Origin of the sequence: Christiangramia flava JLT2011 (assembly GCF_001951155.1) — a bacterium.
Classification (GTDB): Bacteria; Bacteroidota; Bacteroidia; order Flavobacteriales; family Flavobacteriaceae; genus Christiangramia; species Christiangramia flava.
Window position 1 is genome coordinate 1709746 of the sequence record NZ_CP016359.1, and the last position, 16822, is coordinate 1726567.

Here is a 16822-nt window from a genome sequence, read left to right on the forward strand (position 1 = left end):
TTTATGCGCTGGACTCTCAAACCCAAACCCGATTCTATTGTTTCTGAAAAACTTTCCGAAGAGCTTGGCGTAAGTCTTCCGGTAGCCAAATTATTGGTGCAAAGGGGTATTGAGACGTTTCAGGAAGCCAAAGATTTCTTCAGGCCAGACCTGGACAAACTGCACGATCCTTTTTTGATGAAAGATATGGACCTGGCGGTAAAACGTCTTTCTGAAGCGATCGAAAACGGTGAAAACATCATGATCTATGGCGATTATGATGTAGATGGTACCAGCAGCGTCTCCCTGGTTTACTCGTGGCTCAAATTCCGTCACCCCAATGTGGCCACTTATATTCCTGATCGTTATGAAGAAGGCTACGGAATTTCTTTCCAGGGAATCGATTTTGCGGCCGATAATGACATCAGCCTTATCGTCGCGCTGGATTGCGGTATCAAGGAAATTGAAAAAGTGGCGTATGCCCGGAGCAAAGGCATCGATTTTATCATATGTGATCACCACCGGCCCGGTGCTGAAATTCCGGAGGCTGTTGCCGTTCTCGATCCTAAGAGAACAGATTGTGATTATCCCTACGATGAACTTTGCGGATGCGGGGTGGGTTTTAAATTGATCCAGGCTTATACCCAATTCCATAATGAAGAAACCGATAGCCTGGTGACCTACCTTGACCTGGTTGCGACCGCCATTGCCGCCGATATTGTCCCGATTACCGGCGAAAATCGCATTCTGGCCTACCATGGCCTGCATGTGCTGAATGTGGCGCCCCGAAACGGACTCGCGAGCTTGATTGGGAATCGCAAACCGGTAACGATTAGTGATGTGGTTTTTATCGCCGCACCACGCATCAACGCAGCGGGGCGGATGAAACACGGGCAGCATGCCGTGAATTTGCTTACGGAAGAAGATCCGGAAAAGGCCGCAGAACTGGCTGGAGAAATTGAAGTTTTCAATAGCGACAGGCGTGATGCTGATAAGATCATAACTGAAGAAGCCCGGCAACAGATCATTGAGCTGGAGGAAGAAAACCGAATGACCACCGTGGTCTACAACGAACACTGGCACAAAGGAGTGATTGGGATTGTAGCGTCCCGACTCACGGAAACCTGGTACAGACCTACGCTGGTCTTTACGAAAAGTGGTGAAAAACTGGCTGCTTCAGCAAGATCGGTACGCGGTTTTGATGTCTATGAAGCTCTGGAAGGCTGTAAGGATCATATTGAACAGTTCGGCGGTCACAAATACGCCGCGGGACTTACTTTAATGGAAGATCAGTTCGAGAATTTTAAACAGAAATTTGAAGAAGTGGTTTCTCAAACGATCGATAAAAAACTGCTTACTCCTGAAATCCTCATTGATGCCGAGATCGATCTGGAGGAGATCACCCCCAAATTCTACCGGATTTTAAAACAATTCGCTCCTTTTGGGCCGGGGAATATGTCGCCTGTTTTCCTGACTCGTGGCCTGATAGATACCGGTTTTGGAAAGTGCGTGGGAGAAGACCGGAGTCACCTGAAATGCCAGGTTAAACAGCGGGATGGCGGGCCTGCTTTCAATGTGATCGGGTTCAATCTTGGAGAGAAACTGGAAATGATCAAAGACCACAAGCGTTTTGATGCCGTTTATAGTATAGATGAAAATACCTGGAACGGGAATACCACGTTGCAGTTAAAGTTGCGCGATATTCGCGAATCGGTAGAGTTTTAAGCCTGGCGGAAATTTTTCAGGAGCAGATCCTGTCCGTCGAACTCGGCATAAGTATAGTGATTGATCCAGTCCCCGGTGTTTACATACCGGGATTTTTGATTTAGCTGAATATCCAACGGAAGATGCCGGTGCCCGAACAGGAAATAATCATAGTCTTTAGATTCCAGTTTCCGGCGGCAATACTGGATCAGGAATTCTTTTTCTTCGCCCAAAAACTCCATGTCCTCCTCACCGGAGATCATTTTGTTCTTTACTGAAAAATATTGGGCCAAAGGAACTCCCAAATCTGGATGCAGCCAGCGGTAAAGCCATTTGGAAAAGGGATTGGTAAAAACCTTTTTCATGCGCTTGTAGCCTATATCGCCAGGACCCAGACCGTCTCCATGACCAACTAAAAACTTTTTCCCGTTGAATTCGAATTCTTTTGGCTGACGATAAACCGGGATGTTCAATTCATCTTCAAAATAATTTTCCATCCAGAGATCGTGATTCCCGACAAAGAAGTGAACAGGGATTCCACTATCGCTAATTTCAGCCAGCTTGCCTAAAGTTCTTACGAAACCTTTTGGAACCACGTGCTGGTATTCGAACCAGAAATCAAAAAGATCGCCCAGCAGGAAGATCGCAGCAGCATCCTGCCTGATTTCTTCCAGCCATTCCAGGAACACCTTCTCGCGCTTCCTGCTTTCCTGCATGGTGGGTGCGCCCAGGTGATTGTCGCTGGAAAAATAGATCTTTTTGCCTTCGGGAATATTCATAATTGCTGAATTCGCGGGTAAAGATATGGAAAACTGATTTTTGTTCGAATTTTAAACAGCAGTTGTTTCAGGCTGAGGTGATGTGCGCAAGGGATAGCAGCGGTTAGCTCCCGCGTTTGCGGGACTATGAGCGGATAGCCCGACCCGTAAGGGTTGCGCCCTACTCGTTATCACTCGCGTACCATTCGGCAAAACTGGACTCGGTTTCCTGCAATTTCAGGGAATGCAGGCGGATGTGCGAGGGAAGGTGTTTTTGGATTTTTTCGGCAAAATCGATGACCATGTTTTCACTGGTCGGCTGGTAATTGGTGAGGATCACGTGATGCCCGCGACTTTTCAATTCTTCAGCAAGTTCCACATGCGGCGTGTTTTTATTAAAAACGGTGGCGTGATCAAATTTATCTACAATTTCAGATTTCACGATCTTCTTCAGGTCACCAAAATCGATGACCATTCCAAATTTCACATTTTCACTATCGGTTATAGGGGTGCCGATCACGGTCACATTTAATTTGTAGGAGTGGCCATGCACGTTTCGGCATTTTCCGTCGTAGCCATAAAGCGCGTGACCGGTCTCAAAATTAAACTGTTTAGTGATTCTGATCTTGTTCATTTTCTGCAAATTTGCTACAAAGATACTGCATTTTTTGAGGCCGAAATTTTAACGTTTTTAAATGATGCAGAGAAAGTATATTTGCGAAATTTTTTCAGGAATGGGAACTACAGATGAGCTTTTTGAGCAGATAGGTTTCGAGGAAAATCCGCTTTATGAACAAATCATTGCTGATCTGCTCGAACGCAAGTACAGCGTGATCGACGGTTTCTTTGCTTCGGAAGAGGTAGACTTGCTTCGGGACAGCATCATGGAAAAATACCAGGACCACGAATTCAAGAAAGCTGCGATCGGGAACAAGACGAACGAGGTGATTGAAAAGAGCATTCGTGGCGATTTTATTTTATGGCTGGATGAAGAAAAAGCCGGTGAAGCAGAAAAAATCTATTTTGACAAGATCAATTCGCTGGTAAGTTACCTGAACCGAACCTGTTTTATGGGTATTTTGAACAAGGAATTTCATTATGCGGTCTATCCTGAAGGGACTTTTTACAAGCGCCACCTGGATACGTTCCTGAATGACGGCCGCCGCAAATTATCCATGGTGTGCTACCTGAACAAGGAAAACTGGCCTCCGGAAAATGGCGGTGAACTGGCGATCTACCTGGACAAAAATGGAGTGGAGGAGGAAATCGCCATCTATCCGCTGGCGGGGAGGATTGTGATCTTTGAAAGCCAGGAACTGGAACACGAAGTGAAAATCGTGAAGGTGCCGCGATATAGTATCACAGGCTGGTTGAAAACGAGGTAACTATTTTTTCAGCTTTCTGAAGACGAATACGCCAATCAAAATGATTGCCAGGAGAAGCCAGAAGCCCATCCCGCTCATAAAACTGAAAAACTGCCAAATATCCTGGTCCATATCAATTTCTATATTTACGGCTGTTTCTCTTATTCCAGCGATAGCGGGCAAAATAGAAAACTGCCAGTAATAACAGGATTCCTAAGAGGTACCAGAAATTTTCAGAAATGAAATCTTCCAATTTCCAGCCCCATTTCTGGGTTTCGGTGGGAGCTTTGTCCTGAGGTAATTCTGGTTGCTGAAATAAACTCATGATGCCGATTTTCTTTTTCTTCGGATTAAATAAATTATCAAAAGTAATACGCCAAGAGCCATGATAAATGGGATAGCATAAGCAATTATATAGCCAATTTTATAGCCTAATTCATAAGCCTCATTCTGTGCCGGATCCTGAATTAAAAGATAAAGAAAATTGGAAAAGGACATCATTTTTTAAATTTTTCAAGTGCCTTTTTGGTGAAATCAGATAACACCAGTTCCCCGGAAATCGCCGCATTTTCCTGGAGTAATTGCTCCCAGTTTTCGGTGCCTTTCCAGAGTAGTTTTTTCATTTCCAAAAGTGCTTCAGGATTATAGGAAGCAAGCTTTTCTGCGAAAAAGATCACTTCTTCATCCAGTTCTTTCAGGTTGTCAAAAACCCGGGCATACAAACCTTTTTCCTTGGCCCAGTAGGCATTTTTCCATTCGTGTGCGCCAAGTGTGAGTTCCGCCAGGGCTGCTTTTCCCATTTTTCGCTCTACGGCCGGCGCGATCACAAAAGGCCCGATGCCGATGCTCAGTTCTGAAAGTTTGATGGCAGCAGCTTCCGTGGCCATTGCATAATCACAGGCAGCTACCAGGCCAACGCCGCCTCCAACCGTTTTTCCCTGAACCCGGGCAATGACAAGTTTTGGGCATTTTCGCATGGCATTGATCACCTTGGCAAAACCGGAAAAGAATAGTTTTCCCGTTTGCATATCATTGATCGCGACGAGCTCGTTAAAGGACGCCCCGGCACAAAAAGCCTTCTCGCCTTCCGATTGTAGAAGAATGACCTTCGCTTCAGGATCTTCGGAAAGTTCCTGGAATTTTTTAGCAAGCCTGTCGAGTAAAACTGAAGGAAATGAATTGCTGGCGGGATGGCCAAACTCGATCTTCGCCACGCCATTTTCGATTACAGAATAGAGACTTCCGTCTTCGCGATCGGTCATAATACGGGTTTTTACCAAAGGTAAGATTTCAGAATGAACTGAAGTATGGCTTAACAGAATCTAAACGTCTTTTTGCAGGTATTTTCTTCGGAAGTAGACCACCAAAGTACTGCTGCGAATGAGCATCCACACGAAAAAAGCGATCCAGATGGCATACAGCTTCAGGCCAAAATGATCGGCAAGGAGCAAGGTTGGTGTAAAACCGAGAAAGGTTGCGGCCAGGAGCACATTCCGAAGGTATTTGGCTTCTCCCAGGCCTTTAAAAATTCCGTCGAACATAAAAGCGATGGCATTCACCGGTTGCATGAGCAGCACGACCCAGAAAACCGAACTGAAAAGTGCTAAAACCGCCGCATCTTTATTGAAAAGTAGACCGATCTGGTTGTAAAGGAGTCCGCAGATAGCCATCAGGATCAGTGCGATATACACGGCATATTTGCTGATCTTTTTGCTGAGTTCCCAGAGATTCTTATAGTCTTTTGCCCCCAGTAACTTTCCTCCAATAGCGTTTCCGGCATTGGCATAACCATCAATGAAAAAGCTGAAAAACAGCCAGATGTTCATGAGGATACTTTGTGCGGCTATAAAATTCTTGCCATAATCAGTAGCATAAGCATTGGCGAGATAGATCGCGAAATTCAGGGCTGCGGTACGAACGAAGAGGTTTGCGGCCATTAACAGCATGCCTTTCATTCGCGGATTGATATTCAGGCTTAATTTCAGATTAAATGGTGTTTTCTTGAAGAAAAACCAGAAAGCCATCACGAGCATCACAGCCTGGGCGCATAAACTGGCGATTGCCGCGCCCTTCAAATGCATTGGCGGGATAAGCCCTTCAATTCCGTAAACCAGCGCGTAATCGAGCACGATATTGACTCCGGCACCCGTGAGACTGCATTTCATCGCCCAAAGTGTATTCTGCAGGCCCCTAAAAATCCCGAAAATAGCAAAAGTTACCAGCGTAAGGGGATACCCAAGCGCCCTGATCTGGTAATAATCTTCGGAATACTGCAGTATCAGGCCTTCCGCATTGTATGCCTTGAAAATCGCACCGGCAAAGAAAGCAGTGACGGCATAGATCAAAATGCTGAAAAGAAAATTGAACAAAATGGCCTGTGGAATGAGCGTTTTAACCGCATGCAGGCGGTTGCCGCCAAGATGCTGGGAAACGATTGCAGAAATTGCCGTTTTCGTTTGCGCTACGATCCAGATAATTGCCGAAAGAAATGAACCCACAATTCCCGCGGCAGCCAGTGCTTCCACCGAATTTTTTCCAACATTCCCGATCACGGCAATATCAGTAAGCGAGATCAGGGGTTCGGCAACCCCGGCGATGATCGCGGGAATAGCGATTTTATTAATATTTCTAAAACTAACTGAATTTTCCAGCTGTGACATGGGCTCAAAAATAGCTATTTTGTCTTAGAGTTTCAGTTCGTAGCAATGAAACGGGTACTCGCTTTGCTTCGGGAAATAAATGTCTTCCAAACGTTGGTACCCGCGGGCTTCATAAAATTTCTGGTTTCTTAAGTTCTGGCTGAACGTGTCTAGCCTTACTGAAAGAAAATTACCTTTTCGAGCCAGGTCTTCGGCAAAATCCATCAGGTTCCTGGCAATTCCCTGTCCCCAGTTTTCCGGGTTTACCGCCAGGCGATGAATATAAAGGTTGCGGTTGCTCTCGGTAAGCCACTTCACCGCGAGGTATTCGTCGTCGATCTTTTCACTGATCACGATGATGCCGAGCAGTTCTTCTGCTTCGGAAATGCTATATAATTCCTGCTTTTCGATGTCTTCCCGTAGTTTTTCCAGGGAAGGATAGTGCTCGTTCCATTGGAAGATTTCCAGTTCGCGGAGCGCTGCAGCGCATTTTTCGGTTAATTTCTTGATCTTCGGAAGCTCTTCTATGCCGGCTTTTTTAATAGTCATTTTAAAATTGTAAAAGATTTTAGTATTTCGGAAAAATCACTACATTTGCCAGCGTAAGGGGGATTAGCTCAGCTGGCTAGAGCGCTTGCATGGCATGCAAGAGGTCATCGGTTCGACTCCGATATTCTCCACAAAAAAACCACTGTTTTCGCAGTGGTTTTTTTATTAGTTATCATCATCTGAAAGGTATTCGTCCCAAAGATCGGAAGCATCAGCTTTTAAAAACTCCAGTGCATTCTTCAGAAAATAATTGAATTCTTTTGGCAGTTCTTCTTTTTCCCACGGATGGCTCGCTCCAAAAACATGATCGGCATTTTCTACCAGCAGAAGTTTCGGCGCAGGGCTCCACTCAAAAAGATTCCCGGCTTCACCAATAGAAACACTGGTATCACTGCTTCCGTGAGCGATCAAATGCGGTATTTGTAATTTTTTCGCCGCTTTTTTAATGTTCAGGCGTTCCTTGTTTTCCTTGAAATTCTTGTAAAACTGGTAGTGATGCGGAAGTTGTTGTTTGGTGCGGGTATTCACGATATACTGCACGCCTTTTTTCTCCCATTGTTCCAGTTTTTTTCCTTCCGGAAACCTGGAAGCGAAGTCACAAACTGAAGCCAGAGTGATCAGTTTTGTGATCCTTCTTTCTTCCGAAGCTTTCAGCACAGCGATCCCGCCGCCGCGAGAATGCCCGAGCAGGCTCATGTCGTCTACCTCGATCTGGCCGGCATATTTGAAATTTGGCAGTAACAGCCAGTCGATAACCGATTGGAGGTCGTCCAGTTCGATCATGTAATTATTATCTCCAAAAGCCTCAATTTGGAGGAATTCTGTTAGGTTTTCAGGAGAGGTACCGTTGTGACTGAAATTGAACTTTACGAAAAAGAAGCCTTCTTCAGCCATTTTTTCTCCCATCAGTTCCCAGGTTCCCCAATCTTTAAAACCTTTATAACCATGACAGAATATCACGATTGGCTTCGGTTTGCCATCATCTTTAAAAATAAGGTCGAGGGTAATGGGTTTATTGTGTTTGCCCTCGATCACGAGGTTCAGTTCTTTAGAAACTTCCATAAGCTGTTTTAATTTCTTTTTCCACGAAAGGAATTTCGGGGTCGCAAATTTCGACTATTAGTTTTTTTAATTCAAGCTGAAAATCCTGAATTGTTTCGGTGGTGATGAGGGAATCTTTTTTCCGACTTCCGGGTTCTTTTTTCTCAAACTTCAGCAAACCTGATTTCAGGTTTTTAAAACTGATGATTCCCGCTTCGGAGGGGAAAGTAAAGTCTTTATCTAAGGCGAGCAAACTCAAATAGGTTAAAATCTGGAAGCTTTTAGAATATTTATCATAATCGGTCGTGATAGCTTCCCAGTTTTCCACGGTGACCTTGGAATTTTCCACCCGCCCTGTCTTATAGTCAATCACCAGCGGAAGACCATTCACCGCCTCAAAACGATCCACCTTTCCGCGAATGTAGACGGGAAAATCCAGGCTTTCAATCGCTACGGCAGTTTTGAGGTTAGTCTCTATTTGCAAAATTTGAATTTCATCGCCATTTTTGACACGGTCCAGTTCAAACTTCAGAAAATTGTGAAGGTAGCGCTTCGCCACTTCAGCAATCAGCAGGTTTTTTCCGCGATTCATCGGTGCCTTGCTGTACGTGTTTGCGAACTGTCGCGCCACTTCGGCATCTGCACGACCCATAAAACCTAGAAGAATCTCTTCGGAAAGAAACTGACCTTCCAAAGGTTTGTAAAAAGCCTCGAGACTGTCATGTACCACCGTCCCCAGTGTATTAAAAGCTACGGTTTCTTCCATTTCATCCTGTTCGCGGACACCTAAAATGTACTGACGGTAAAAATCCAAAGGATTCCGAATATATGTAGTGAGAGCCGAAGGAGAAAAGCCCGATACTGCCAGTGATTTGATCTTGGCCATCATCGCTTCGGTCTTTTCAACCTGATGTAATTCCTGTGGTTTAATAGTCACTTTTGGACTAATCACTTTTTGTAAAAGATCGTGAGCGGGCTGTTTTTCGACTTCGAGCTGAGTGATGAAACGGCTCTTTTCCCCAGAGTTCAGCCCGTCGGCCTCCGTATTATAGAGGAGGTAAACCTTTTTGGCGCGTTGCAGAATTCTGTAGAAGTGATACGTGTATACCGCGTCTTTTTCTCGATAGGTTGGTAAGCCGTATTCGGTTTTGAGGTCGTAGGGAATAAAGGAAGAATCTGATTTTCCTGCCGGAAGGGTTCCTTCATTGAGACCGGTTATGATCACCGTTTCAAAATCCAGCGCCCGCGATTCCAGCATTCCCATGAGTTGCAGTCCCTGAAACGGCCTGCCCTGAAAATCCAGGTTTTCGGTCGCAACCAGTTCCCGAAAAAAGCCATGAAGCGACTTGACGGTCTGGATATGATCGTATTGGGCGTTCAGGCTCGAAAGTTTATTGAAGAGCGTGTGATAATGATATAGAAATTCGAGTGCCAGTTTATCTTCCTGTTCCTTTAAAATAGTTTTTAAACTGAAAATGAGCTGCTGGACATCTTTCAGAAAGTCGGTTACCGTCTGCTTTTTAGGTTGGAAAGCGGCACGAATTACCTTCTGATGTTCAGGGTCTTTGAAGTGTGCGGCGATCAATTCATACCCAAAATATACGATATTTTCTTTCCGAAGCTTCTGAATAAAAACCTGCGCACTTTCTCCCAACATACTTTCCATGGATGGGTGGGAAAGGATAGACACCACGTCTTTGTAATAATATTGCGATTGCTCCTGAGAGTGCAACTGGAATAAAGCCTCAAAAAGGGCATTTACAGGCGCGTTTTTAACTGGATAACCCATCGTAATGTTCAGCTCAGTGATTGATGGCGGAAGGCTATTTAGCGTGGGGAGCAGCAATTCTTCTTCGCCGAGTATGATCGCGGTATTTTCCAGTTCCTCTTTTGGGATTTGCTGAAGGATCTCTCCAAGATATTTTGCCTGGCCAATATTCTTTGGAATACCGATAATCTCCATTTTTTTGGAATTGCTGAAGAGATTTGCCTGTTCCTGAAAGGGTTTTTGCTGGTAGTAGTTCCAGTTGCTGAAATAATCCCGCATGAACATGCCTGCTGAATGCACAAGATCTTCATAGAATACCCTATCTATATCCCAGAAAACCTGCGATTGACCATCTTCCAGGAATTGCTGAAAAATGTGTTGTTCGGCAGAATTCAGTGCATTAAAACCGATAAAAATATGGGCGGTATTGTTGTTGACTAGATAATTGGTAACATTCTCAGCTGCCTTTCGATAGATCAGGCCCTGATAGCCTTTGCCTTTTTTCAGTAATCGTTCCCGAAGTTCTTCGTAGAAATCGGGTAGTTTTTTCCAGAATTTGAGGTAGCGCTGGATAAGTTCCGTCTTTTCATCCTGCAAATACCAGTGCTTGATATCCTGGATTCCCGATAAATAATCAAAGAACGGGCGATAGTCTATCAAATACCGGTCGATCTCATTGAAGTCATGGATGAGGCTTTGCGCCCAGGTGATAAAGGTTTCAAAATCTTCTTTTTCTTCGGCTGGAGTGATGCGCTTATAGGCTTCATAAAACTCAAACAGGCTAATGGTATTGTCGATTGCCTGTAATCCAGAAATTTCTTCTGTGAATTCTTCGATACTGAGCACTTTTGGTGCAAAGGCAGGTTGAGTAACAATTTCAGAAAGCTCTTTTAGAAGGTATGCGCCTGCCCTTTTACTGGGAAGCACGAAGACCATTTCTGAGATGGAATTTCCCGAATTTTGAAGTTTTTCTAGTACTTCGCAGATGAATGATTTCATTGCTCTAAAATAAAAAAACGCCCCGCAATTGCGGGGCGTTTCTAACACTTTTATTTATTCAGAAACGAATCTGATTACTGCATTGAGTCATTTTCAGTCTCAGCAGATTCTTTCATTTCTTTGTCTTTATCTAGAGAGATCTCTACACGTCTGTTATCTTGTCTACCAGCAGCAGTACTGTTAGTAGCGATTGGTCTGGTTTCACCATAACCTTCAGAAGTTAATCTGTTAGCAGGGATACCATGTTCGCTCAACCAGTTCATTACAGAAGCAGCACGCTCTTTAGAAAGTTTTAGGTTATACTGATCACTACCAGTACTATCTGTGTGACCTTCGATGTGGAATACGGTAGTTGAGTATTCTTTCATGATGTCAGCGATAGACTGAAGTGCTTCTTCAGATTCTGGACGGATAGTCGCTTTGTTAAGATCGAAAAGAACAGTTTTAGAATATTCGTTCAATTCTTTAACCACTTCTACAGTTGGCTCAGGACATCCGTTAGATGCAGCAGGACCAGCTTCTTCTGGACATTCGTCATCTTTATCTAGTACACCGTCACCATCAGTATCTGGCCATGGGCATCCGTCGTTTTCAGCAGGACCAGCCTCGTCAGGACAGTTATCTTCACTGTCTTTTACACCGTCACCGTCAGCATCAGGACAACCGTTCATTTCGGCAGTACCAGCTTCTTCTGGACACTCATCATCTGGATCAGCAATTCCGTCACCGTCAGTATCAGGACATCCGTCGAATTCAGCTAGACCAGCTTCGTTTGGACATGCATCCTGGCGATCTTCGATTCCGTCACCATCAGTATCAGGACATCCGTTAAATTCTGGAAGACCTGCCTGTTCTGGGCATTCGTCATCTTTATCGTAAATTCCATCACCATCAGTATCAGTTCCACCGAATACGAATTTAATACCGGCAGCATGTTGGAAATGTGAAGCAGTTTCAGATTCAAAAACGTGCTTGTACTTAGATTCAGCAGTAAGAGCCACGTGATCTCCTAACCAAATGTTGAAACCTAACTTACCGTTTAAAGTAGCAGCATCAAGGTTAGAGATATCTTCTCCGTCCTGATCACCAATCCAGGTGTAACCACCACCAATACCTACAACAGGATCAAACCATCCGTCGTTCAACATGGCTCGTAGGCTATAGTCCAAAGAGGCATCTAAACCATAGTAAGAAAGGTCAGCCACACTTCTGTCACCGTATTTATCGATTTGGTTGATCGTACCAGAAAGTTCTGCTACTAAACCTGCACCGATATATCTAGAAAGAGAGATTCTGGATACGGCAGGTAGAATATTCCAGTGCTCATCAGCATTAAAATATTCGTCGAAGAAACCACCAAGAGGTGCATCTTCACCGGTAGGGTAAAAGTCTACTGCATTAGTTCCAATTCCGATAGCCCAAGGATTATCAGCATCCTGTGCCTGAACTGAAGTAAAGCCTAACATAAGGAATGCGGCTAATACAATTTTGCTAAGATGTTTCATATTTAATAGTTTAGTTTTAAGTGTTAATTGGAAACAAAAGTATGCGCTTCATGCATATTAACAAAGTTTGAAATAATAAAGTTTTCTTAATTGATGCGCGATTACAGGCCGTTTCCGAAGCTTTTAGCTCCTAAATATCAACACTTTTATAGGGCAATTTTAGCTGATGATTCCCAGTTCTTTTCCCACTTTTTTGAAAGCTTTGATTGCCTGGTCCAAATGTTCCTTTTCATGTGCTGCTGAAAGTTGAACTCTGATTCTGGCCTTGCCTTTTGGAACGACCGGATAAAAGAAACCTATCACGTAGATCCCTTCCTCGAGCAGTTTATCAGCCATCTGCTGGGATAACTTGGCGTCATGCAGCATTACAGGAACGATTGCGGCTTCTCCATCGATGATCTCAAAACCAGCTTCTTTGATACCTTTTTTAAAATATGCAGTATTCTCCTTTAGTTTGTTTCTTAAACTGGCATCGTTTTTCAACATCTCAAAGACTTTGATCGATGCCCCAACAATGGCTGGCGCAAGGGAATTTGAGAATAGGTAAGGCCTTGAGCGCTGACGCAGAATTTCGATGATTTCTTTCTTGGCGGTTGTATAGCCGCCCATTGCTCCACCAAGCGCTTTACCAAGGGTCCCGGTAATGATGTCAATTCTTCCCAGCACTCCTTTTTCTTCCAGTGTTCCAATACCGTGTTCCCCGATGAATCCCGTTGCATGGCATTCATCGATCATGACCATGGCATCGTATTGATCTGCCAGGTCACATATTTCATCTAAAGGTGCCACCAGGCCGTCCATGGAAAAGACACCATCTGTGACGATCACCTTAAAGCGGGCCCCTTTTTCGTTCGCAGCGATCAGTTGTTGCTCCAGGTCTTCCATATTTCCGTTCTCGTACCGGTATCGGGCAGCCTTGCACAGCCTCACGCCGTCTATGATCGAAGCGTGATTCAGAGAATCTGAAATTATCGCGTCTTCAGCGGTTAATAATGGTTCAAAAACACCTCCGTTCGCATCAAAAGCAGCTGCGTATAAGATAGTATCTTCCGTTCCGTAGAAATCGGCGATCTTTTGTTCCAGTTCTTTATGAATATCCTGAGTTCCGCAGATAAAACGAACGCTGGACATTCCAAATCCATGGGAATCCAGGGTGTCCTTCGCTGCCTGCACTACTTCAGGATGTGAAGAAAGCCCCAGGTAATTATTTGCACAGAAATTGATCACTTCCTGCCCGCTGGCGATTTTGATCACCGCGTCCTGTGGCGTGGTAATGATACGCTCTTTTTTGTAGAGCCCGGCTTCTTTAATTTCTTCCAGTTCTTTTTCCAGATGTTCTTTAATTGCTCCGTACATGTTTTGAATTTTTTGCTAAAGTTAGTCTTCTATTTATACTTTTTCGATACGAATAGGATTATGAGTATAGATCAACAGGCGCTCCCCTATAGTATATCCCATATTTTCCAGTACTTCGGAATATTTTCGCAGTTGATTTTCGTGCATATCGGTAAAACCGCCGGTTTTATAATCGATAATATGAACCGTTTTTCCATCGATATTCAGGCGATCTGGCCGCAGTCGTTCCCCATTGGAGTCAATGATATCGCGCTCATTGATATTTTTCATTTCTCCGGAAAAGAAAAGGCGTAATTCCGGGTGATGGATGATTTTTTCGATCTGCTGCTGAATTTCGGCTTTAGCGTCTTCTGAAATTAAGCCGATGGCTATAGCTTTAATCATCGCCGCTTCTAAATCTTCCGAAGTATGAATGAAAGCCAGGATCTCATGCAGAATTTCTCCTTTTTCGATGGCTTCCTGCTGGCTCGAATCCCACATCGCTCCCGCGCGCGTCACGATTTTCACGGCTTCGTTCTGAACAGATGAGGTATAGAAAGTGCGGGCCGTAACCGATGAGGAAATTTCACTTTTTTGCGTCTTTGCCGGTTCCGCTGTTCCAATTTGGAATTCATTTTTATTGGCTGATAATTGATTTCCGGCGAAATCAAACAACAAATCGGCTACCGTGCCGGAAGGTTTGTCATTTTTATTGCTTAGAATATACAGTCGTTCAGCAGCCCTGGTGCAGGCTACATAAAATACATTGAGGGTATCCAGTTCATTTTGATGCAACAATTCCTGGTAGGCTTCCGAAGCGCTCAGGTTCCAGTCCATCATTTTTTTGGAGGCGCTTACATAGGCCACAGGAATATCTTCATCTTCCAGGTCGATCCATAGATTGTCTTTTCGCGTATCCTGCATTTTGGAATTGGCAAAAGGATAGATCACCACCGGAAATTCCAGGCCTTTGGATTTATGAATGGTCATGATCTTCACGGCATCATCGGCTTCCGGGACCACGATGCTTAAACGATCTTTATTTTTCTCCCAGTTTTCCAGGAAATGATGAATACCCCCCAGGTTTTTCTGGCTGCTTTCGTATACGAAATCCAGGAAGAACTGCAGATGTGCATCTGATTCTGTTACCAGTTCAAAACTCCTGATAATATATTCGCAGGCTTCGTAAAGCGACAGTCGCTGGATTTTTTCCAGTTGAAAATCGACCTGTTCTTCCCGCAACCAGTCAAAAAGATGGGAAACTTCATGCTTCAGGCTGTCCAGCAATTTCTCGTAAGTATAACTTTCAGGAAATTTTTGCTGCATCAAATAATCGAGCACCTCTAGCCTGATCTCCTCATTTTCGGGTTGCAGGCTTAATTTCAAAAGGGCTATAATAAAAAGCACTTCTGAAGATTGAGACAGCAGCAAGGTTTCCGAAGAGACTACCGGAATGCCATTTTCCGAAAGAAATTCGGCTACGGCCACTCCTTCTCTGCGCGTCCTGGTGAGAATACAAACATCGCCGCGCTGAAATTTCGCTTCATCCAGTTCCTGAATGATCTTTAAAACCTCTTCCGGGTAATTTTCCAGCTCTTCTTCTTTCGTGGAATTCTCGAGGAAACGCAGGTTGACGTATCCGTAATCACCCTTTTTAGGTTGTTGGGAACCCCTTCGGAATAATTCGGCATATGCCGGAAAACTGAGCGAGTCGGCCGCAAAACTGAAAAATTCATTGTTGAAATTGACGATGGTAGAACCACTCCTGAAATTATCGGGCAGCTGAATTTTTTCCTTTTCTACCGGGAAGGGATTCTGTTCCCCGCAAAGTTCGATGAACTGCTCGGCCTTTCCGCCGCGCCACCTATAGATACTTTGTTTGGCATCTCCTACCAGTGTGAGACTCGAATTTTCCTCGGTACTCGACAAATTATGATCTATAAGCGGAATCAAATTTTGCCATTGCATGACCGAGGTGTCCTGAAATTCGTCTATAAAATAATGCCGATAGCGTTCTCCAAGTCGTTCATAAATGAACGGTGCAGGCTGGTCTTTCACCTGCTGGCTGATCTTCGGGTTGAATTCAGAAATCAGCAAAATATTGCGATCAGCTTTGATCTGTTCTACCTCCCGGTTGATCTCGTTCAACAGTGATAATTGCACGATATTCTTCTGAACCTCTTCCAGGAACTGAATGTGAAAAAAGACTTTTTTGGAATGCCCGAAAAGCTCTGCGATCTCTGCCTGGCGAGCATCGATCTGCGCTTTCTGATCTTCCGGAGTCGTTTTAGTGTACAGCGTGTCGCTATCGATATGCTGAGCCCAGCGGGTTTCAAAATTGATGTTTTTATCGCCGTTTACCAGTTTCTGGAAATATCCGGGAACGGAACCCCGACTGAAACTTTTTTGATCGACCCCGTTCCGTTCCAACAGCTGGAAAAATTGCGTTCCAATATCCTGCAATTGCTGATCACCTTTTTTAATCTCTTCGGAAAGGCGCTTTCTGAATTTCTTAAAATCTTCAACCGATTTGTCCCTGAGAATCGCAATGGCTTTCTGGTTATTTTCATTGGTCAGTAGTCGCGCGATCTGGAAAAGGTCGCGTGAAATATCCCAGCTCCTGTCGTCATCGGTCTTGGAAAGCGTATATTCTATTAATATTTTGGTAAGTTCCTCGTCGTTGCCCGCGCGATTGATCAAACTGTCCACTGCTTCGGAAAGTATGTCATCAGCATTTAATTCTACCTCAAAATTCATGGGAATCTCCAGATCGCGGGCAAAGGTTCGCAAGACGCGATGTGTAAAACCATCGATCGTGGAAACTTCAAAAGCAGCATAATTATGAATGATACTTTTAAGAATTTCAGCTGATTTCTGCCGAATCTCATTTTCGAAAAGCCCGGTTTCTTCCGCCAGGATTTTCATCATGTCATTATTGGCCAAATTCGTGCGCTCGCTGGTAAAGGCCGAAAGATTTTCGATGATACGCCGTTTCATTTCGGCAACCGCCTTATTGGTAAAGGTGATAGCCAGCACATTGCGGTAAGTATCTGCCCGCTTCGAACGCAATAATATGGAAAGATACTTCTTCACGAGGGTAAAGGTCTTTCCGGAGCCGGCGGAGGCATCATAAATGGTGAATGAGTTTTTCAAAAACCGGAAGTTTTCAGTTGATTTCAGA

Annotated in this window: 13 protein-coding genes and 1 tRNA gene; 3 read left to right on the top strand and 11 right to left on the bottom strand. The window is 44.3% G+C overall.

What is annotated here, in order from left to right; translation table 11 throughout:
* Positions 1-3: 3 nt before the first annotated feature.
* Positions 4-1704: a single-stranded-DNA-specific exonuclease RecJ gene (gene recJ, locus GRFL_RS07325; protein ID WP_083643994.1), complete on the top strand. Its 1701-nt coding sequence runs from the start codon at positions 4-6 to the stop codon at positions 1702-1704.
* Here recJ and GRFL_RS07330 read toward each other — a convergent pair.
* Together GRFL_RS07330 and GRFL_RS07335 are read right to left on the bottom strand one after the other, a co-directional pair.
* On the bottom strand, positions 1701-2462 hold the full coding sequence (locus tag GRFL_RS07330; protein WP_083643995.1) for a UDP-2,3-diacylglucosamine diphosphatase: 762 nt from the start codon (positions 2460-2462) through the stop codon (positions 1701-1703). The two genes, recJ and GRFL_RS07330, sit on opposite strands and share 4 nt — an antisense overlap.
* Positions 2463-2622: 160 nt before the next feature.
* Positions 2623-3075, bottom strand: coding sequence for a 6-pyruvoyl trahydropterin synthase family protein (locus GRFL_RS07335; protein ID WP_083643996.1), 453 nt, complete (start codon positions 3073-3075; stop codon positions 2623-2625).
* Positions 3076-3136: 61 nt separating this feature from the next.
* On the opposite strand from GRFL_RS07335, the gene GRFL_RS07340 reads away from it, so the two are divergent.
* Positions 3137-3826, top strand: coding sequence for a 2OG-Fe(II) oxygenase (locus GRFL_RS07340; RefSeq protein ID WP_236995898.1), 690 nt, complete (start codon positions 3137-3139; stop codon positions 3824-3826).
* A 112-nt stretch (positions 3827-3938) separates the two neighbouring features.
* Here the strand turns inward: GRFL_RS07340 and GRFL_RS07345 are convergent, their stop codons facing one another.
* From GRFL_RS07345 to GRFL_RS07360, 4 genes are all read right to left on the bottom strand, one after another.
* Positions 3939-4130, bottom strand: coding sequence for a hypothetical protein (locus GRFL_RS07345; protein WP_083643997.1), 192 nt, complete (start codon positions 4128-4130; stop codon positions 3939-3941).
* 172 nt (positions 4131-4302) lie between these two features.
* Complete coding sequence (locus GRFL_RS07350) at positions 4303-5070, bottom strand: enoyl-CoA hydratase/isomerase family protein (RefSeq protein WP_083646010.1); 768 nt, start codon at positions 5068-5070, stop codon at positions 4303-4305.
* Between the two features lie 57 nt (positions 5071-5127).
* Positions 5128-6465, bottom strand: a complete 1338-nt coding sequence (locus GRFL_RS07355) for an MATE family efflux transporter (RefSeq protein WP_083643998.1) — start codon at positions 6463-6465, stop codon at positions 5128-5130.
* 24 nt (positions 6466-6489) lie between these two features.
* Positions 6490-6993 carry a GNAT family N-acetyltransferase gene (locus GRFL_RS07360; protein WP_083643999.1) on the bottom strand — a complete coding sequence of 168 codons (504 nt, stop codon included), beginning with the start codon at positions 6991-6993 and terminating at the stop codon, positions 6490-6492.
* A 57-nt stretch (positions 6994-7050) separates the two neighbouring features.
* On the opposite strand from GRFL_RS07360, the gene GRFL_RS07365 reads away from it, so the two are divergent.
* Positions 7051-7124, top strand: a tRNA-Ala gene (locus tag GRFL_RS07365).
* Between the two features lie 34 nt (positions 7125-7158).
* On the opposite strand, the gene GRFL_RS07370 is transcribed toward GRFL_RS07365, so the two are convergent.
* The 5 genes from GRFL_RS07370 to GRFL_RS07390 all read right to left on the bottom strand — a co-directional run bounded on the left by GRFL_RS07370 (position 7159) and on the right by GRFL_RS07390 (position 16794).
* Positions 7159-8055, bottom strand: coding sequence for an alpha/beta hydrolase family protein (locus GRFL_RS07370; RefSeq protein WP_083644000.1), 897 nt, complete (start codon positions 8053-8055; stop codon positions 7159-7161).
* Complete coding sequence (locus GRFL_RS07375; RefSeq protein WP_083644001.1) at positions 8042-10801, bottom strand: PD-(D/E)XK nuclease family protein; 2760 nt, start codon at positions 10799-10801, stop codon at positions 8042-8044. The genes GRFL_RS07370 and GRFL_RS07375 overlap by 14 nt, the downstream gene beginning before the upstream one ends.
* Positions 10802-10875: 74 nt before the next feature.
* Positions 10876-12306, bottom strand: a complete 1431-nt coding sequence (locus GRFL_RS07380; protein ID WP_083644002.1) for an OmpA family protein — start codon at positions 12304-12306, stop codon at positions 10876-10878.
* A 159-nt stretch (positions 12307-12465) separates the two neighbouring features.
* Entirely contained in the window at positions 12466-13662 is a 1197-nt protein-coding gene (gene kbl, locus GRFL_RS07385; RefSeq protein WP_083644003.1) for a glycine C-acetyltransferase, read from the bottom strand.
* 33 nt (positions 13663-13695) lie between these two features.
* The gene (locus GRFL_RS07390; protein WP_083644004.1) at positions 13696-16794 is read right to left on the bottom strand and encodes a UvrD-helicase domain-containing protein; all 3099 of its coding nucleotides are present in this window, start codon (positions 16792-16794) and stop codon (positions 13696-13698) included.
* Between the last annotated feature and the right edge of the window lie 28 nt (positions 16795-16822).